15 protein-coding genes are annotated in these 19,871 nt (G+C 64.3%); 7 read left to right on the forward strand and 8 right to left on the reverse strand.

Annotation, left to right across the window (positions count from 1 at the left end; translation table 11 throughout):
• The coding region (locus tag VGL01_RS21205) for a rubredoxin (protein ID WP_331572868.1) at positions 1-120 on the reverse strand (120 nt) is incomplete at its 3' end.
• A 211-nt stretch (positions 121-331) separates the two neighbouring features.
• Here VGL01_RS21205 and VGL01_RS21210 point away from each other — a divergent pair.
• The 4 genes from VGL01_RS21210 to VGL01_RS21225 all read left to right on the forward strand — a co-directional run bounded on the left by VGL01_RS21210 (position 332) and on the right by VGL01_RS21225 (position 7,380).
• Complete coding sequence (locus VGL01_RS21210) at positions 332-2,266, forward strand: ATP-binding cassette domain-containing protein (protein WP_331572847.1); 1,935 nt, start codon at positions 332-334, stop codon at positions 2,264-2,266.
• Between the two features lie 219 nt (positions 2,267-2,485).
• Positions 2,486-4,471, forward strand: a complete 1,986-nt coding sequence (locus VGL01_RS21215; protein WP_331572849.1) for a DNA topoisomerase IV subunit B — start codon at positions 2,486-2,488, stop codon at positions 4,469-4,471.
• A 64-nt stretch (positions 4,472-4,535) separates the two neighbouring features.
• Positions 4,536-6,854, forward strand: a complete 2,319-nt coding sequence (gene parC / locus VGL01_RS21220) for a DNA topoisomerase IV subunit A (protein WP_331572851.1) — start codon at positions 4,536-4,538, stop codon at positions 6,852-6,854.
• A 67-nt stretch (positions 6,855-6,921) separates the two neighbouring features.
• Complete coding sequence (locus VGL01_RS21225; protein ID WP_331572853.1) at positions 6,922-7,380, forward strand: CopD family protein; 459 nt, start codon at positions 6,922-6,924, stop codon at positions 7,378-7,380.
• A gap of 39 nt (positions 7,381-7,419) precedes the next feature.
• On the opposite strand, the gene VGL01_RS21230 is transcribed toward VGL01_RS21225, so the two are convergent.
• From VGL01_RS21230 to VGL01_RS21260, 7 genes are all read right to left on the reverse strand, one after another.
• Complete coding sequence (locus VGL01_RS21230) at positions 7,420-8,688, reverse strand: chromate transporter (protein ID WP_331572855.1); 1,269 nt, start codon at positions 8,686-8,688, stop codon at positions 7,420-7,422.
• Between the two features lie 55 nt (positions 8,689-8,743).
• Entirely contained in the window at positions 8,744-11,104 is a 2,361-nt protein-coding gene (locus VGL01_RS21235) for a bifunctional diguanylate cyclase/phosphodiesterase (protein WP_331572870.1), read from the reverse strand.
• A gap of 352 nt (positions 11,105-11,456) precedes the next feature.
• Positions 11,457-12,350 (reverse strand): PhzF family phenazine biosynthesis protein, encoded by an 894-nt coding sequence (locus VGL01_RS21240; protein WP_331572857.1) that lies wholly within the window; start codon positions 12,348-12,350, stop codon positions 11,457-11,459.
• Between the two features lie 15 nt (positions 12,351-12,365).
• Positions 12,366-12,830, reverse strand: a complete 465-nt coding sequence (locus VGL01_RS21245; RefSeq protein WP_331572858.1) for a RidA family protein — start codon at positions 12,828-12,830, stop codon at positions 12,366-12,368.
• 56 nt (positions 12,831-12,886) lie between these two features.
• Complete coding sequence (locus tag VGL01_RS21250; RefSeq protein ID WP_331572859.1) at positions 12,887-14,083, reverse strand: PLP-dependent aminotransferase family protein; 1,197 nt, start codon at positions 14,081-14,083, stop codon at positions 12,887-12,889.
• Positions 14,084-14,211: 128 nt separating this feature from the next.
• Complete coding sequence (locus tag VGL01_RS21255; protein WP_331572860.1) at positions 14,212-15,135, reverse strand: DMT family transporter; 924 nt, start codon at positions 15,133-15,135, stop codon at positions 14,212-14,214.
• 105 nt (positions 15,136-15,240) lie between these two features.
• The gene (locus VGL01_RS21260; RefSeq protein ID WP_331572871.1) at positions 15,241-15,936 is read right to left on the reverse strand and encodes a VOC family protein; all 696 of its coding nucleotides are present in this window, start codon (positions 15,934-15,936) and stop codon (positions 15,241-15,243) included.
• A 136-nt stretch (positions 15,937-16,072) separates the two neighbouring features.
• Between VGL01_RS21260 and VGL01_RS21265 the strand changes: the two genes are divergently transcribed.
• The 3 genes from VGL01_RS21265 to VGL01_RS21275 form a co-directional block, all read left to right on the forward strand.
• Entirely contained in the window at positions 16,073-17,560 is a 1,488-nt protein-coding gene (locus VGL01_RS21265; RefSeq protein WP_331572862.1) for a PLP-dependent aminotransferase family protein, read from the forward strand.
• Between the two features lie 135 nt (positions 17,561-17,695).
• Complete coding sequence (htpG, locus tag VGL01_RS21270) at positions 17,696-19,588, forward strand: molecular chaperone HtpG (protein WP_331572864.1); 1,893 nt, start codon at positions 17,696-17,698, stop codon at positions 19,586-19,588.
• A 20-nt stretch (positions 19,589-19,608) separates the two neighbouring features.
• Positions 19,609-19,871: chorismate--pyruvate lyase family protein (locus VGL01_RS21275; RefSeq protein ID WP_331572866.1), on the forward strand; the 263-nt coding region annotated here is incomplete at its 3' end.

Raw genomic sequence — 19,871 nt, forward strand, 5'->3', positions numbered from 1 at the left:
GGGGATGTCCGAAAACCGCGTCCCCGGCGCAATGCCCTCTTCGGGCAGCCCTGCTGCCTCGTCGTACACCCACCCGCAAATCAGGCAAACCCAGCTTTTGTATTCGATTACGTCGCTCACGGCGCTTTTGGTCCTTTCACATCTCGAAATCAAAACGATCGCTTAGCGTGGCCGGCCCCGACCGAGCGGACACGCCTGCCGGCCTCGAATGGCGGCTTCGCGAAATGAAGCGCGCTATTTTACCGAAGCCCGGCTCCCTTGCGATGCGACGAAGCGTCCGGCCCGCGCCCGGTACAATTGACGTTTCCGACTTTTCGCAAGGCGCGCTTCCATGTCGCTTTACACCATCGCCGGCGCGCAGCTCGCGTTCGGGCACGTCGCGCTGCTCGATCATGCGGATTTCTCCCTGGAAGCCGGGGAACGCGTGGGCCTCATCGGCCGCAACGGCGCCGGTAAGTCGTCGCTGCTGAAAATCGTCGTGGGCCTCATGCAGCCCGACGACGGGCTCGTCACGCGCCAACAGGAACTCACGACCGTCTACGTGCCGCAGGAGCCCGAGTTCGACCCGCAAGTGTCCGTCTTCGATACCGTGGCGAGCGGCCTCGCCGAAGTGCGCGCCTCGCTCGACGAATACGACGCCGTTGCCCACGAGCTTGCGGCGACACCCGAAGGAGCCGCACACGACGCGCTGCTCGCCCGCATGAACACGCTGCAGTCGCGGCTCGATGCGACGAACGCCTGGAGCTGGCGCACGCGCGTGGCGACGACGCTCGCGCAAATCGGCCTCGATGGCGACGCCCGCGTGGGTGCGCTCTCGGGCGGTATGCAAAAGCGCGTGGCACTGGCGCGCGCACTCGTGACCGACCCCGACATCCTGCTGCTCGACGAGCCGACCAACCACCTCGATTTCGATGGCATCCGCTGGCTCGAGGAACTCCTCGTCGGCGCGCGCGCCGGGCTCTTTTTCATCACTCACGACCGCGCGTTTCTCGATCGCGTCGCCACGCGCATCGTCGAACTCGATCGCGGCAGGCTGCTGTCGTACCCGGGCAATTTCTCGGCCTATCAGACGCGCAAGGCCCAGCAGCTCGAGGTCGAGCGGATCGAAAACGAGAAGTTCGACAAACTGCTCGCGCAGGAGGAAGTCTGGATCCGCAAGGGCGTCGAGGCGCGCCGCACGCGTAGCGTCGGCCGCATTGCGCGGCTCGAGCAGATGCGGCATGAACGCGCCGAGCGCCGCAACGTGCAGGGCAATGTCAAGCTCGACGTGGGGCAGGGCGAACGCTCGGGGAAGATCGTGGCTGAGCTCACGGACGTGACGAAGCGTTACGGCGCCCGCACGGTCATCGAACGTTTTTCCACGACCGTCATGCGCGGCGACAAGATCGGGTTCGTAGGCCCGAACGGGGCGGGCAAGACGACGCTGCTGAAACTGATTCTCGGCGAGATCGCGCCCGACGAAGGCACGGTGCGCGTGGGCACGAACCTGCAGGTCGCGTATTTCGACCAGATGCGCGCCCAGCTCGATCCCGACAAAAGCCTCGCCGATACGATCAGCCCCGGTAGCGACTGGATCGAAGTCAACGGCACGCGCAAGCATGTGATGAGCTACCTGGGCGACTTCCTGTTCGCACCCGAGCGCGCGCGTTCGCCTGTCAAATCCCTGTCGGGCGGCGAGCGCAACCGGCTCTTGCTCGCGCGGCTCTTCGCGCGGCCCGCGAACGTACTCGTGCTCGACGAGCCCACCAACGATCTCGACATTCCGACGCTCGAGCTGCTCGAGGAGTTGCTCGACGAGTACGCGGGCACGGTCTTGCTCGTGAGCCACGACCGGTTCTTTCTCGACAACGTCGTGACATCGGTCATCGCATCCGAGGACGAAGGGCGCTGGCGCGAGTACGTCGGCGGTTTCACCGACTGGCAGTTGCAAAGCGAACGTGCGGCTCAGCTCGCCCAGGCGGCGGCCAAGCCGGCACCCGCTACCGCCTCGCGCGACGCCGCGCCCAAGGAGAGCGCCGCGGGCCGCAACGCTCAACGCACAGTGAAGCTGTCGTTCAAGGAGCAACGCGAACTCGAGGCCTTGCCGGAGGCGATCGCGGCATTGGAGGCCGAACAAAAAGCGATCTCGGCAAAGCTCGAGGACGGCGCCATTTTTGTGACCGATGCCAAGGAGGGCGCGCGATTGACCGAGCGCTTTGCCGCCATCGACGAGGAGTTGTTGGCCGCGTTGGAGCGTTGGGAGGCGCTCGAGGCCAAGCGCAAGTAAGCTGCACGGGAAGTCGCCCGGCGGCGCGATTGGCGTTTCGGCCGAATTGCCCGCCAGGTCGAAACCAGTAAAATACGCCGCGACTGCAGGGCCGCCTGTTTTGCGGGCACGCTCTGCGCGAGCCTTGTTTCGGCTCGCTTTTTTTGAATTTTCAACGCATTGTCCACGTAGATATCCCCATCGCCTGTGGACAACGATGACGAGTTCCAATACGAAACGATGTCCACGAAAAAGCCAAGCACCGCATACAGCGAGGCGTCGATCAAGGTGCTCAAGGGTCTCGAGCCGGTCAAGCAACGGCCCGGCATGTACACCCGCACCGAAAATCCGCTGCACATCATCCAGGAAGTCATCGATAACGCGTCGGACGAAGCGCTCGGCGGCTTCGGCCGGCAGATCACGGTGACGCTGCACGCCGATCACTCGGTCTCCGTCGACGACGACGGGCGCGGCATCCCGTTCGGGATGCATCCGGATGAAGGCGTACCCGTCGTGGAGATCGTCTTCACGCGCTTGCATGCGGGCGGCAAGTTCGACAAGGCGGCGGGCGGCGCCTATACCTTCTCGGGCGGGCTGCACGGTGTTGGCGTCTCGGTGACGAACGCGCTGTCCTCGCGGCTCGATGTGACGGTGTGGCGCGACGGCAAGGTGGCCGAAATCGGCTTCGCGCACGGCGATGTCGCGCGACCGCTGCAGGTGCGCGCGGCCGAGAAGAACGGCAAGCGCACCGGCACGCGCGTGACGGCGCAGCCGGATCCGAAATATTTCGACTCCTCGAACATCCCGCTTGGGGAGCTTCAGCGGCTCTTGCGCTCGAAAGCGGTGCTGCTGCCCGGTGTGGAAGTTGCGCTCGTCAACGAAAAGACGGGCGAGCGGCAGAGCTGGAAATACGACGACGGTCTGCGCGGTTACCTGCTCGAGGGTATGGCGGGCAGCGAGTTGCTGGTGCCGCTTTTCGAAGGCGAGCGTTATGCCGACAGCGCACGCATGAGCGAAGATGCGTTCGCCGAAGGCGAGGGCGCTGCCTGGGTGGTGGCCTGGAGCGAAGAAGGACCGCTCACGCGCGAGTCGTACGTGAACCTCATTCCGACACCGGCGGGCGGCACGCACGAGTCCGGCCTGCGCGATGGGCTGTTCCAGGCCGTGAAGAGCTTTGTCGAACTGCACAACCTCCAGCCCAAAGGCGTGAAGCTGCTGGCGGAGGATGTCTTCGCGCGGGTTTCGTTCGTGCTCTCCGCCAAAGTGCTCGATCCGCAGTTCCAAGGGCAGATCAAGGAGCGCCTCAATAGCCGCGACGCGGTGAAGCTCGTATCGTGGTTCGTCAAGCCAGCGCTCGAACTATGGCTCAATCACCACGTCGAGCACGGCAAAAAGCTCGCCGAACTGGTGATCAAACAGGCGCAGGCCCGCACGCGGGCGGGCCAGAAGATCGAAAAGCGCAAGAGCTCCGGCGTGGCCGTGCTGCCGGGCAAGCTGACCGATTGCGAATCGACCGACATCTCGCGCAACGAACTCTTTCTCGTGGAGGGCGATTCGGCGGGCGGCTCGGCCAAGATGGGCCGCGACAAGGAGTATCAGGCCATCCTGCCGTTGCGCGGCAAGGTCCTCAACACGTGGGAAACGGAGCGCGACAGGCTCTTCGCCAACAACGAGGTGCACGACATCTCGGTGGCCATCGGCGTCGATCCGCACAATCCTGACGATAAGGTCGACCTGTCGAATCTGCGCTACGGCAAGATCTGCGTCCTTTCGGACGCGGACGTCGACGGCGCCCACATCCAGGTGTTGTTGCTGACGCTGTTCTTCAAGCACTTTCCGCAGCTCATCGAGCGTGGCCATATCCATGTGGCGCGTCCGCCGCTCTTTCGCGTCGACGCACCCGCGCGCGGCAAGAAGCCCGCTCAGAAACTGTATGCGCTCGACGAGGGCGAGCTGGAAGCGATCCTCGACAAGCTGCGCAAGGACGGTGTGCGCGAATCGCAGTGGTCGATCAGCCGCTTCAAGGGGCTTGGCGAAATGAGCGCGGAGCAGCTCTGGGATACGACGATGAACCCGGACACGCGGCGCCTGATGCCCGTCGCACTGGGCGAGCTCGACTATGACAGCACGGTCTCGCGCATGACGATGCTGATGGGCAAGGGCGAGGCGGCCGCGCGTCGCAGCTGGCTCGAAGAGAAGGGCAACGAAGTCGAGGCGGACATCTGAATCGCTTTGCGCTGCGCAGCTTGATCGTTCCCCGCTCGAATTCTGAATACGGACACCATTTTCAATGGCTCAACAAGACGACCTTTTCGCCCCGGCCGTTGTACCGCCAGACGGCGAATCCCTGACGCTCGGCCATTATGCCGAGCGTGCCTACCTCGATTACGCGGTGAGCGTCGTCAAGGGGCGTGCCTTGCCCGACGTGAGCGATGGCCAAAAGCCCGTGCAGCGGCGCATCCTTTACGCGATGAACGAGATGGGCCTCGCCGCCGATGCGAAGCCCGTGAAGTCGGCGCGCGTCGTCGGCGATGTGCTCGGCAAATATCACCCGCATGGCGACCAGTCGGCATATGACGCGCTCGTTCGCCTTGCCCAGGATTTCTCGATGCGCTATCCGCTCATCGACGGTCAGGGCAACTTCGGCTCGCGCGACGGCGACGGCGCGGCGGCAATGCGTTACACCGAAGCACGCCTGACACCGATCGCCCGGCTTTTGCTCGATGAGATCGACGAAGGTACCGTCGATTTCATGCCGAACTACGACGGCTCGTTCCAGGAGCCCAAAATCCTGCCGGCGCGGCTGCCGTTCCTGCTGCTCAACGGCGCATCCGGGATTGCGGTCGGTCTTGCCACGGAAATTCCGTCGCATAACCTGCGCGAGGTGGCGGCAGCGGCTGTGACGATGATTCGGCGTCCCAACATTTCGCACGCCGAACTGATGGAGCTCGTGCCGGGTCCGGATTTTCCCGGCGGCGGACAAATCATTTCGAGCGATGCCGAAATCGCGGCCGCCTATGAAGCGGGTCGCGGCAGCCTGAAAGTCAGGGCGCGCTGGAAGATCGAAGAGCTTGCGCGCGGGCAATGGCAGCTCGTCGTCACCGAACTGCCACCGAATACATCGGGACAGAAAGTGCTCGAGGAAATCGAGGAGCTCACCAATCCCAAGGTGAAGCTGGGCAAGAAAACCCTCACGCCCGAGCAATTGCAAACGAAGCAGACGCTGCTCGCCCTGGTCGACGCCGTGCGCGACGAATCGGGCAAGGATGCGCCCGTGCGGCTCGTGTTCGAACCGAAGACGAGCCGCATCGACCAGACAGAGTTCATCCATTCGCTGCTCGCTCATACGAGCCTCGAATCGAATGCGCCGCTCAACCTCGTTATGATCGGCGCGGACGGCCGCCCGCGCCAAAAGGGGCTGCTCGACATTCTGCGCGAGTGGGTCGCTTTCCGGTTCGCCACGGTCACACGCCGCACGCGGCACCGCTTGGCCAAGGTCGACGATCGTATCCATATCCTCCAAGGGCGGATGATCGTCTTCCTCAACATCGACGAGGTGATTCGTATCATTCGCGAGGCGGATGAGCCGAAGCAGGCACTCATCGCTGCGTTCGGTCTGTCCGAGCGGCAGGCTGACGACATCCTCGAGATTCGCCTGCGCCAGCTCGCACGGCTCGAGAAGATCAAGATCGAAAAAGAGCTCGAGGCGCTGCGCGACGAGAAAGCGAAACTCGAGGAACTGCTCGCCAACGAATCGTCGATGAAGCGGCAGATCATCAAGGAAATCGAGGCCGACGCGAAGCAGTACGGCGACGAGCGCCGCACGCTGATCCAGCAGGAAAAGCGCGCGACGTTCGAGGCCCGCGTCGTCGACGAACCGGTCACGGTCGTCGTCTCGCAACGCGGCTGGGTGCGCGCGCTGAAAGGCCACGGGCTCGATCCCGCGGGCTTCTCGTTCAAGGACGGCGACGGCCTGTATGCCGCCTTCCAGTGCCGCACTCCAGATACGTTGATCGCCTGGGGCAGCTCGGGCCGCGTCTATTCGGTGGCCGTCGCGATGCTGCCGGGTGGGCGTGGCGACGGCGTGCCCGTCACTTCGCTGATCGAACTGGAAGCGGGCACGCGGCTTTTGCATTATTACGCCGCGAATCCGGAGCAGGCGCTGTTGCTCGCATCGAACAACGGATTCGGCTTCGTTGCCAAGGTGGGCGATATGGTCAGCCGCCAAAAGGCGGGCAAGTCGTTCATGACGATCGATGCGGGCGCGGTGCCGCTCGCGCCGATGCCGGTGCTGCCCGATGCGCGTCAAGTCGCCTGTCTGTCGAGCGCCGGAAGGTTGCTCGTTTTTCCTTTCGACGAGATGAAGACCCTCTCGGGGGGCGGACGAGGCGTCACGCTCATGATGCTCGACGACAACGAAACCCTCGTGCAGGCACTGGCGATTGCGGCGGCCGGCGTCGTGCTCATCGGTACGGGTCGCGGCGGCAAACCGGTCGAGGAGATTCTGGCCGGCGCATCGCTTGCGCCGCATGTCGGCAAACGGGCCCGCCGGGGCCGTGCGCCCGATACGCGGGCGAAGGTCGCTGGCTTGCGCCCGGCGCTCGCGTGACGCGATGACACTTCGGCCTGTGCGACCGGCAAACGGTTCGGGCTGCTAACTTTAGGAGAATGGTGTCATGTCGATTGCCATGGACGTTGCGTTGTTCCTGCATTTGACGGCCGTGGCGGTGTGGATTGGGGGGATGATATTCGCGCAGTTTTGCCTGCGCCCGTCGCTCTCGGACATATCGCCGCAATTGCGCCTGCCGCTGATCGGGGCCGTGTTCGGGCGGTTTCTCGACTGGGTCGGCGTGGCCGTGCTGTTGATTCTGGTTTCGGGCGGCTTCCTGCTCGTCCGATTCGGTGGAGGTAAGGCGCCATGGCCGCTGCATGCCATGGCCGCGCTCGGGGTCGTCATGATGATGATCTTCGGACATTTACGCTTTGCCGTTTTCCCGCGCATCGTGCGCGCGGTACAAGCGCAAAAGTGGCCGGACGGCGCTCGCGCCGTCGAGATCATGCGGCGTCTCGTAATCGCCAATCTCGTATTGGGGATCGTGACGATCGCTATCGCTGTCTACTCGCGCGGTTTCTGATCGCAGTAACGAGCGTAGAGGGCGGGTCGTCCGTACGCTTCATCGATGTGCGACGAACATCGCGATGGCGTAGGTCAGTGCCACCATCGCATAGACGGCGTACACCGGCAGCTTGAGGCGCCCGAGGCACACGAAAGCGAAGACTGCCGTGCCGACATAGGAAAACCGAAGCGGCACGTGCTCCGCGACGTGCACCACGGCCACGATGAGAAAGGAAGTGGCGGCGGCGCGCAGCACGCGCATGCCGTGCTCGAAGCGCGCATGCATCTCGAGCCGTTGCAGATGACGCCTTGCGAATATGATCAGGAGCCCTGACGGTACGAAAAAGGCGACCGTCCCCGCGACGGCACCGATGCTGCCGTACGTGAGATAGCCCAGAAACGGAATGACGTTGAGTAGTGGCCCGGGTGAGACCGGCGAGAGCGCGAACGCCAGTGTGAAGTCGCGCATCGTCACGCCGAGCGGCGCTGCGACGAACAGCGTTTTCAGCACCGGCAGCGCGGAAAAACCGCCGCCGAACAGCGTCATTGCGGCGCCTGCGAGCCGCGGCCAGAGCAGTGCGAGCTGGTATTGCGGCGACAACGGCAGCGGTAGCGCGAAGAGGACGACCAGGGACACGAGGATGGGGACCAGAATCTTGTCGCTGCGGTCGAACGCAATGGCGAGGCGTTCGCCGCGGGTCGGACTTTGGATCCAGCCCGCCATGAAGGCGATCGCCAGCAACAGCACGAATGCGCTCGCCCGCTGCGTGAGCAGCAAAATGGCGCAGGCTCCGGCCGCCGCCAGCCATTGCAGCCGCGTATGGACGACCGCACGCAGCTGCCGGTACCAGGTAATGGCGATGAGGCTGCCGAGCACGACGGCGAAATGGTCGATCAGCTCGGGCGACGCCATCGAGCGGATGAACGGCGAATCGTAGAAGATCGCGAATGCCGTCATCGTGCAGAAGAACGGTAGCACCGCTGCGATGCCAGCCACCCAGGCACCGGCGGCTCCGCGCAGCGCGTGGCCGACTTGGACGGCTACGTTGCAGCCGACGGCACCGGGGACCATCCAGGAGAGCGCGATCAGATCGGAAAAAGCGAGCCGCGTGAAGCGCCGCTCGCGTTCGACGTAATAGAGTTCGAGTTGCGCCATCAGCGCAAGGCCACCCCAGGAAAGCGCCGAGAGCACGAGGACGACTCGAAAGAGCGTCCAGAGCGGCTCGCGCGCGGCTGGCGGCGCATCGGTCGCTCGTCTGTCGCCGGGCTGGGGTGCTGCCGGCGGCGTATGCGGCGCGGATCTCGCTTTCGTTGGTACGTCGTTCATGGGCGCAGCCCGGCCGGGCGCGGCTAGGGTCTGTTTATGTTCTCGGGCATCGCCATCAGGCGGACTGTCCGCTCGTGCTCGTGCTGGGTGCAATACGGCCGGGGCTGCCGACGATCTCACGCATGCCGCATACGCCGAAGCGTTCCAGCAGCGCCGGAATCCCGTCCACCGGCACCGGGCGCGAGAACAGAAAACCTTGCGCCTGGATGTTGCCCAGCGCCGAAAGCCAGGCGATCTGCTCTTCCGTTTCGGTGCCTTCGACGACGACCGTGAGACCGAGCGAGCGCGCGAGGTTGACGATCGCCGATACCATCACGCAGACGCTCCGGTCGACCGGGATGGCTTGCACGAACGAACGATCGACCTTGAGGGTATCGACCGAGAAGCGATTCAGATAGGACAGCGACGAGTAACCGGTGCCGAAATCATCGAGGGCGATACTGACGCCGAGCCGTTTTTTCAGGGCGGCGATCTTCTCCGAGACGAGATCCGGATACTCCATCATGGCTGTCTCGGTAATTTCCAGTTCGAGCCGCTGCGCCGCAATGCCGGTTTCCTCGATCGCGCGGGCGATGGTTTCGTAGAGGTCGCCGCGCCAGAACTGGACAGCCGAAATGTTGACGGCGAGAGAGAGCGTTTCGTAGCCCTGGCTTTGCCAGATCGCCAGTTGTTTGCAGGCTTCCTGGATCACGAAGTCGCCGATCGGCACGATGAGGCCGGTGGATTCGGCGACCGGAATGAACTCGCTCGCGGCGATGACGCCCTGTTGCGGGTGATTCCAGCGCACGAGGGCTTCGAACCCTGTGATGCAGCGGCGCGCGAGATCGATTTTCGGCTGGTAGACGAGAAACAGCTGCCGTTCGGTCAGCGCGACGCGCAACTGCTGCTCCCACTGCATCAGGTGATCGGCACGATGCGAGAGATGCGGCGCATAGAACTGATAGCAGTTCTTGCCGGCGTCTTTGGCGCTATACATGGCAAGATCGGCTTTCTTGAGCAGGTCGATCTCGCTTTCACTGCCCACCGAGAAAAGTGCGATGCCGATACTGGCGTGAAGCACGAACGACGTGCCGCGCACATCGAACGGATGCTCGAACACTTCGCGCATCGTTTCGGCCAGTTGTGTCGCTTGCCGCTCGACATCGCCGCCTTTGACGATCACGACGAACTCGTCTCCGCCGATGCGCGAGAGCACGCCCGTGGCGCCAACGGTATCGGCCAGGCGGGCCGCGGTCATCTGCAACACGATGTCTCCGGCATTGTGGCCGAGCGTGTCGTTGACCGTCTTGAAGTTATCGAGATCGATGAAGAGGATGGCCAGGCGGCCGACATTGCTCGGATCGCTCACATCCTGGCGCAGGCTTTGAAGCGTGGCGTAGCGGTTGCGCAGGCCCGTCAGCAAATCGTATTCGACGAGATGGGTCATCTCGCGTTCGCGCCCGAGCAGTTTGCCGATGAGTCCGGTTGCCACCGCGAAAAAGCCGAGCATCGCGAGCGAGATGAAACCCGCCATCAGCAGATAGACGTTGCGCGTATGGTTGTAGTCCGCGAACTCCTCGGCCTCGGACAGCCCGACGAGCACGCCCATCGGATAGCCGTCGATGTGCCGGTACGAGACAATGCGCTTCACGCGGTCGATCGGATCGATCTGCGTCCCCGAGACGTGTTCGGAAATCGGGTAGACGCCGCTTGCCGAAAACGTTCCCGGCGCACTCGTGTTGGAACCGGTGCGGCGCGCCAGCACCGCACCGCTATCGGCGATCACCGCAATGACACCGTCTTTGCCGATGGCGGCGTTGTTATAGAAATCGCTCGTGAAATAGCCGGGGTTTTCGGACACCACGACCACGCCCGCGAACGAGCCGTCGGGGTGATTGAGGCGCCGTGTCATTTGCAGCGTCCACTGATGCGACACGCGGCCCAGCACCGGTGTGCTGATATAGAGCTGATCGTCGTTCTCGTGCTCGTGCACCTTGAAGTGCTCGCGATCGGACAGGTCGATCGGCTCCGGATTGGCTTCCGCCGTCGAGGCGACGAGCAGACCGTGCTCGTTGATGATCGCGACCTGCACGAGTGTGTCGCTCTGAACGACGCCCTTTTCGACAGTGCTGCGCAACTCGAAGCGATCGGGGTTCTTTTCGAACTCGTACTTGACGAACCGGGTGATCTGGTCGACTTGGTGAATGGCCTTGATCGTATGCTGTTCGAGTGCGGCGGACAGGATGGCCGCCGACGCCGCCGCTTCCCGATAGGTCGAATCGCGTTCGACGGACAGGCGAGCCGAGATGACCGTCCAGAGCAAGACGAGCACGAGCAGACCCAGCGCCGGAATCGCGATCAGCGCGCGCCGCCGCGAGCCGGCCGCATCGCGCCGCGCGCGCGTGTCACGGGCCGAATGGAACCAGGGAAAGTTCATCACTTGCCGTGAAGTCTCGAAGGACTGCAGGCACCGTTTGGCAGGGTCGACAGGTTCATGGTTGGCTGCATGGCGAGCATCGTGCCCCGGGGCTTGGCCGCGGCGCTGTCAGGTCATCAATGGAAGTCGCACCCTCGTGGGCAGTCGTCAGGAGGATATTACTGAATGGATCAGGATTAGGATAGCGTCCGTTAATCGGGTAAACGTTTGACTATCCAGGCATGATTTCCGCAGAGCTTAGCCGATTGGCTCTGGGGTGCGCGCCGGCCGCTTTCGGAAGCGGTGACCGGGCGCGCCCACGAGGTGCGCTGTGCGGCCGGCGGGCAGGCGCCGGCGCGGGGGAGGGGAATAGTCAGCGCACTGAAATCGTGCCGTCGACGACCGTCGTCGATGCCCCGCCGATCCATGTCTTGCCTCGGGCATCGTCGTAATCGACGAAGACACGGCCGGCCCGGCCGATCGCGACGCCTTGCCGGACCGTGTAACGGTCGCCGGGCCGCGCGTCGCGCGAAGAGAAGAGGCTTGCCAGCCCCGCATTCGCACTGCCGGTGGCGGGATCCTCATAGATCGAAAGCTCGTCGTCCATGACGATGCAGCGCATCTCGTAGGATGCCGGACCGCCCGCGGGATGGGCTGCATAGAGGGTGAGCCCCTTCATGCCCGCGCGTTGCACGATATGAGAAAGCGCGGACGGGTTGAGCTTGACGGTCACGCAGCGCTCCGGTGAGGTCAACCCGACGGTCAGCCACCGGACGCCATTGTCGACGGCGCTCGGTGGGACGCGAGTGAAATCGATCTCATCCTCCCTCGTGCCGAGCGCTTCCCGCAGCGCCGCGAACTCGGTCTCCGGCAGCGGCGTAATGCGTGCGGGCGGGGCGGCGAAGGCTCGCACGCCCGGCGCCCGATCTTCGATCTCGACGAGTCCCACGCCGCACTGCTGCACGAGCCGGCCCGCGGTACGCGGGACGTAGCCGCTCTCCACCAGCGCGTGCGCGGTGCCGAGGGTGGGGTGGCCGGCGAACGGCAACTCCCCCGCGGGCGTGAAGATGCGTACGTAGTAGTCGGCGGAGGGTTCGGTCGGCTCGAGCAGGAACGTCGTTTCCGAGAGATTCGTCCATCGGGCGATGGCCAGCATCTCGTCGGCGTCGAGCCCATCGGCATCGAATACGACGGCGAGCGCGTTGCCCTTGAACGGCACATCCGAAAAGACGTCGACCTGTTTAAAGCGAACGCGGCGCGCACTCATACGGCCTCCTTTGCGTTATGCGAGCTCCGCGACGAGTTCGATTTCGACGCAGGCGCCGGTCGGAATTTGCGCGACGCCGAATGCCGAACGCGCGTGCTTGCCCGCCTCGCCGAACACTTCGACGAAGAGTTCCGACGCACCGTTGGTGACGATGTGCTGCTCCGTGAATTCGAGCGTCGAGTTGACGAGGCTCATCACCTTGACGATGCGCTTGATGCGGTTCAGGTCGCCGAGGTGCGTATGCAGCGTCGCGATCAGATCGATGGCGATCGAGCGTGCGGCTGCCTTGCCTTCCTCGGTCGCCATGTTCGAGCCGAGCTTGCCGACCCACGGTTTGCCGTCCTTTTTCGCGATGTGGCCGGAAACGTAGACCGTGTTGCCCGTTTGCGCGCACATGACATAGGCGGCGGCCGGTGCGCCGGCTGTCGGCAATTCGATGTTCAGTGTCTTCAGCGTGTCGTAGACGTTGTGTTGTGCCATGAGAAGTGTCCTCGAAGAGTCTGGAAAGTTGAATGAGCCAAGCGAGCGAGCTCGGACTAGATGCGTTCCCGGATCAGCGCCGCCAGGCGCGCCACGCCCTCGTCGATGCGCGCGGGCGGGACGGTGACGAAGGACAGCCGCAACGTATGGTGTTGCGGGTCGCCCGCGAAAAACGGCGCGCCCGGCACGAATGCGACATTCGCGGCAACGGCGTGCTCGAGCAGTGCCATGGTATCGATGCCAGCGGGCAGTGTCACCCAGATGAACATGCCGCCTTCGGGACGATTCCAGCTGACGCCGTCGGGCATGTGCCGGGCGAGTGAGGCCAGCATCGCCTCGCATTGATCGCGATAAAGCGCGCGCACGGCCGGGATTTGCTCGTCGAGGTAGCCGTCCTTCACGACTTCGTGAACGATGCGCTGAGTGAGCGTTGGCGTATGGAGATCCGTGGCCTGCTTGGCCTGCACGAGTTTGAAGTGAAGGTCTTCAGGCGCGACGATGTAGCCGAGCCGCAATCCGGGGGCGAGCACCTTCGAGAACGTGCCGCAATAGACGATGTGATCGGGCGCCATCGACAACATCGTCGGCAAGGGCGAACCCGCGTAATCGAGCGCGCCGTAGGGATCGTCCTCGATGACGGGGAATTTGCTCGCGCGCGCGAACTCGGCGAGCGCGACGCGCCGCTCGAGCGGCAGGCGCCGGCCTGTCGGATTCTGAAAGTTCGGTTGCGCGTAGAGCAGGCGCGCGCCCTGCGTGAGCGCCGGCGTCAGGCTCTGCGGAACGAGACCGTGATCGTCGGTCGGTACCTGCACGCAGTGGGGCTCGTAAAGCGAGAACGCCTGCAGCGCGCCGAGATAAGTCGGAGTTTCGACGAGAATCGGGCTGGCCGGATCGATCAGCACTTTGCCGAGCAGATCGAGCGCCTGTTGAGAGCCTGTCGTGATCAGTACCTGCGACGGACGAATCGTTGCATTGCTCGTCGACAGACGCGCGGCGACCCACTCCCGCAGCGGCATGAAACCTTCCGTCGCGCTGTACTGCAGTGCCGCGGCCGGCGCCTCGCGCAGCACGCGATCGGTCGCTTCGCGAATGCGCTCGGCCGGGAAGGTGGCGGGTGCCGGCAGGCCGCCCGCAAACGAAATGACCTCGGGCCGCTCGGTGACTTTCAGGATTTCGCGGATGGCCGAACTCGTCAGCTTGCGGGCTCGCTCGGAAAGCTGCCAGTCGCGTTGCGGCATATCGCTGTGGTCCATGAAAGTCTCCTTGGAATGGTCGATGAGTGGGCTTGAAAAAAATGGGCCAATCGGGCGGCGCACGATGGCGGGGCGCAAAGCCGGAGCGAATGCGTCGTCTCGACGGACTCGCGCGGCAAAAGACGCGATTATCGCTCCAGTCGCAGCCCGGCGCGTGCTCGCGGCGCGGCCGTCCGTACGGCGGCCTTGCGGCCCACGAGCACGGTCGCGATGACGGCGGCCGCGAAAAACCAGGTCGACGGCTGCACCGATTCGCCGAAAAAGAGCGCGGAGAAAGCGATCGTAAAGAAGATCTGCAGCAACTGCACCTGGCCCACGCGTGCGGTGCCGCCCATGGCGAGTCCCGCATACCAGGCGAAAAAGCCGATGAATTGGGAGAAGAGCGCGACATAGCCGAACGCGAGCCAGGTCGCGAGCGCAAAAGGCGCCGGGTGTATCAGATGTTGCCGCCAGGCCAGCCCGCCGACGGGGATGACGAGAAACGGCGCCGCTACGACGAGCGCCCAGCAGATCACCTGCCAACCGCCCATGTGGCGCGCGAGCCGGGCACCTTCCGCATAGCCGAGCGCGCCGATGGCGACGGCAACGAGCATCAGCCCGTCGCCGGCCCGCAGCGCCCCGCCGCCGGCATGGAGCGCGAACGCGACGACGAGCGCGCTGCCGAGCGCCGCGCTGGCCCAGAAAGCGGGCGAGGGCCGTTCATGCGAAAGCCACGCCGCATAAAGCGCCACGAAAAGCGGCTGTAAGCCCCCGACGAGCGCACCGTGCGAGGCGGGAACGCTTTTCATCGCCCACGCCGAAAACACCGGAAATGCGACGATGACGCCGAGCGCCACGATGAACAGGCTGCGCAGTTCGGCGCGATTGGGCAGCCGCTCGCGACGCCAGGCGAGGAGCGCACCGGCGGGCACCGCTGCGGCGAGCGCGCGGCCGAGACCGTTCAGGAGGGGGTGAAATTCCTGCACGACGATGCGGGTCATCGGCAGCGTCAGGCTGAAGACGATGACGCCGACGAGGCCGAGCAGCATGCCATTCGATTCGCGGGTGTTCATTGAGGACGGGATTCCTGAGTCGATTTTGTCGATTCATCGGGTGCATCTATTGCCGCTCTCGCCGCAGCGCCCGGCGTGCGCTGCTCGGCGCCGCGAGCGTGCCGCTCAACGCAGCAGGCGCGTGCCGGCGGGTGTTTCGATTTCGGCCGCGAGTGCTGGCGCGTCAGCCGGCGCGTCGTCGAGTTCGATCAAGTGGCCGACGCCCAGCCATGCCAGTTGCTCCCGGATCGGCGCCGGGCGCGGATGCCGCGCCTTGAGCGCACGCAGCGCGAGGTCGGTGGCGGGTAGCCGACCGGCCGGATGCGCGGTGGTGTCCCACTGGATCAAAGTCGGCAGCACGCCGTCGCCCGCGCCTTGCCAACTGGGAAAGCTGCCGTCATCGGGGACCGTCAGCCGCCAGGTGAGCTCGCCGCGGGACATCGGCATGACGGGCGCGATTCTCGACGGGTATTGCGCTTGCCAGCGCCCGAGATCTTTCGGACGAACGACGCGCACGGCCCAATGGGCGAGAAACGGGCCCGCCTCGAGACGAGCCTTCATCGCGTCGTCGTCGAGCGAGAACCAGCGGGGACGCCGCTCGTTCGCCGGTTCGCTGCGGCGTTGCGCCTCGGGATCGACAGCGATGACTTCGAGATACACCGTGCCGAAAAGGCCCAGCAGCCTGTTATGCGTGCCCATCCGTGCGTGGGCGCCGCCGGCGACCGGTTCGACGCCGAGCGTTTCGGCGACGTGGCGCGCGCCGTCCTCGAGGGTGCGGGCTGCGACGATCAGGTGGTCGAGTTCGAGTGCGGTGGCAGACATCATGCGGAAACGGTGCGCGATAGCGACGGACGGTTCGACAGCCGAAAAAACGGATTGTGCTTCACTTTAATCGGCGTGGCCTGCACAGTAACGGTACAATCGCTTCGATACTTTTCTGTACAGTTCGGATCCCGCCATGTCCGTCCCTCTCGATCTCATCCCCGCGCCGCACGGCGCCTCGCAGCTCACGCTCGTCGAACAGCTGGTTCAATGGGCGCGTCGACGTGTCGAGGAGCGCGTGTTCCGCCCCGGCATGCGCATGCCGTCGATCCGCAAGCTGGCCCAGGACAAGGGCGTGTCGCGCTTTACCGTCGTGGAGGCGTACGAGCGGCTCGTGGCGCAGGGATATCTCGAATCGCGGCGAGGCTCGGGCTTCTATGTGCGGGAGCGTTCGTCTGGAACGCCCGATTTCCAGCGCCAGCAATCCGGCACCACGTTGCGGGAAGCGCGGCCGCCCAGCCCGATCGATGTCGCCTGGCTGCTGCGCGTTACCGTGCAAACCAGCACGCCGGAAAAAGGCCCGGGGCTCGGGTACTTGCCGACTCGCTGGCTGGACGGCGAACTCATGGCGGGGGCGTTGCGCACGCTCGGCCGCCAAAGCCCGACGCAATGGCTCGGCAACGGCACGGCGCAAGGCTTCTTGCCGCTGCGCCAGCAATTGCAGACGCGTCTCGAGGAACTCGAAATCGGCGCGGCGCCCGAGCAGATCGTCCTCGTATCGGGGATTACGCAGGCGATCGATCTCATCGCGCGCGTCTATATCCAACCGGGCGACCCGGTGATCGTGGGCGATCCGGCCTGGTTCCAGATGTTCGGGCGCTTTGCCTCGCAAGGCGCGCGGCTCATCGGGATGCCCTACACGCCGAACGGACCCGATATCGATGCGCTGGAAACGCTCGTCGCCACCTGGCGGCCGAAGATGCTGGTCATCAATTCGGTGCTGCACAACCCCACCGGGACGTCGCTGACACCGGCTCAGGCGTTTCGCATTCTGCGGCTCGCGGAGGCGTACGATTTCATCGTCGTCGAGGACGACGTCTACGGCGATCTGTGTCCGCCGAGCTATCCGGCGACGCGGCTGGCGAGCCTCGATCAATTGAGGCGCGTCATCTATCTCGGCAGCTTTTCGAAGACGCTGACGGGCAATCTTCGCGTCGGATTCATTGCTTCATCGGCCGATCTCTCGCAAACGCTCGCCGATCAAAAACTGCTCGTCGGGATGGCCACGCCCGAGCTCAACGAGCGTTTGCTTTACAAAATACTGACCGAGGGGCACTACCGCCGGCATGTCGAGCGTCTTCGCGGGCGGCTCGACGGCGTGCGCGACAAGTGCGCGCGGATGCTCGAAGCCGCCGGCCTCTCGCTGTTCACGATGCCGGCGGCCGGCATGTTCCTGTGGGCGGACACCGGAGTCGATTCCGATGCGCTGGCCGCGGCGGGGCAGGAGGTGGGGTTTTTGCTTGCGCCGGGTAGTCTTTTTTCGCCGCATCAATCGCCGACGACCTGGATGCGTTTTAACGTAGCCAATTGCGGCGATCCCGCGCTGCCGGGTTTTCTGTCCGGCTACCTGGACGGCCGACGCCCGGCCAGGGTCTTGAAAACGGCACAGGCCGCCCCCATTTGAGCGGCCGTTCGCGGCGAATTGCCAGCACCGCCTGGCGTTGCCGCGGTGCGCGCCGGGGAATGCGCCTTGCTGCGCGTGTGGCCCGCAGCCGATGAGTGTCCAACCGTTACTGACGAGAAATAGGGAATCGAGAGCATGGCACAAGAAACCATGAGCTTCCAGGCGGAAGTGAAGCAGCTCCTGCAGTTGATGATCCATTCGCTGTACAGCAACAAGGAAATCTTTCTGCGCGAGCTGATTTCGAATGCGTCGGATGCGGCCGACAAGCTGCGCTTCGAGGCGATCGCGAACAGCGGTCTTTTCGAGGACGATCCGAATCTGCGCATTCGCGTGTCGTTCGACAAGACGGCGAGGACGATCACGATCGACGATAACGGGATCGGCATGAGCCGCGACGAGGCGATCTCGCACCTCGGCACGATCGCCCGCTCGGGGACGAAGGAATTCTTTGCGAACCTCTCGGGCGATCAGCAAAAAGACGCGGCGCTCATCGGCCAGTTCGGTGTCGGTTTCTATTCGGGCTTCATCGTTGCCGACAAGATAACGGTCGAGACGCGCCGCGCGGGGCTGCCGGCCGCGGAGGGTGTGCGCTGGACGAGCGCGGGCGAGGGCGATTTCTCGGTCGAAACGATCGAGCGCCCCGCGCGCGGCACGACGATCACGCTTCACTTGCGCGAAGGTGAGGATGAATTGCTGTCCGGCCACCGTCTGCGCTCGATCATCCGCAAGTATTCCGACCACGTGGCGCTGCCGATCCTCATGAAAAAGGAGGAGTGGGATTCGGAAAAGGGCGAGACGGTCGAGAAGGACGAGGACGAGACCGTGAACCAGGCCAGCGCGCTCTGGAGCCGGCCCAAAAGCGAGATCACCGACGAGCAATACACGCAGTTCTATCAGCATCTCTCGCACGATCATCAGGACCCGCTCGCATGGACGCACAACCGGGTCGAGGGGCGCAGCGAGTACACGCAGCTGCTTTACGTGCCGTCGCACGCGCCGTTCGATCTCTGGAACCGCGAGCGTCGCGGCGGCCTGAAGCTCTATGTGAAGCGCGTGTTCATCATGGACGACGCCGAACAGTTGGTGCCGTCGTATCTGCGCTTCATCAAGGGCGTCGTCGATTCGAGCGATCTGCCGCTCAACGTATCGCGTGAAATTCTTCAGGAAAGCCGGGACGTGCGTTCGATTCGCGAGGGCGTGACCAAGCGCGTCCTCTCGATGCTCGAGGAGCTCGCGAACGCCGAGACCGAGGAAGGCAAGGCGAAATACGCTACGTTCTGGAAGGAATTCGGCCAGGTGCTGAAGGAAGGCCTCGGCGAGGACTTCGCGAACCGCGAGCGCATCGCCAAGCTGCTGCGCTTTGCCACGACGCACACGGATTCGGCGGAACAGACCGTTTCGCTTGCCGAGTATGTCTCGCGGATGAAGCCCGACCAGTCGAAGATCTATTACGTCAGCGCCGAGAGCTGGCAGGCCGCGAAGAACAGTCCGCATCTCGAAGTGTTCCGCAAGAAGGGCATCGAAGTGCTGTTGCTGTCGGATCGCGTCGACGAGTGGGCGCTGGCCTATTTCACGGAGTTCGAGGGCAAGCCGCTCGTGAGCGTTGCGCGTGGCGATTTGGACCTCGATGCATTCAACGACGAGGAGAAAAAGGCGCACGAGGCTTTGAGCGAGACGATGAAGCCGCTCGTCGAGAGGATGAAAGAAGTGCTCAAGGACAAGGCGAAGGATGTCCGGCTGACGTTCCGTCTGACCGATTCGCCTACGTGTCTCGTCGCCGACGAGGGCGAGATGAGCGGCTACCTTCAGCGCATGCTGAAGGCGGCGGGACAGCAAGCCCCGGAGTTTCATCCGATCCTCGAGGTCAACCCCGAGCACGCGCTCGTGAAGCAGCTTTCGACCGAGCATGCGGATTTCGGCGATTGGTGTCATCTGCTGTTCGATCAGGCTGTGCTGGCGGAGGGGGGCGCGCTGGAGGATCCGGCGAGCTTCGTGAAGCGCACTAACGCGCTCTTGCTTGCGCGGTGATGCCGGAGGCAGTGCAGCGCTTGCTTCGGTCGCGCGCCGCGGGCGCCCGGTGGGGGCTCGCGCCGCGCCCGATATGCTCGCCCGATCAGAAGGACTGGTTGACGCGCGGCGGTTCTCTGACCGCGCATTTGCGCACGCTTGGCGAGGTCGCCGTACGCGTCACGCGCGAAACGGTTGCGCAAGCGTGGCCTGACGAGCACGCCGCGCTCGGCATTGCGCCGCGTTCGCCGGTGTGGGTGCGTGAGGTCGTGCTCGAAGTGGGCGGCGTGCCGTTCGTCGTGGC

It is taken from the genome of Trinickia sp. (assembly GCF_036503415.1).
GTDB lineage: Bacteria > Pseudomonadota > Gammaproteobacteria > Burkholderiales > Burkholderiaceae > Trinickia.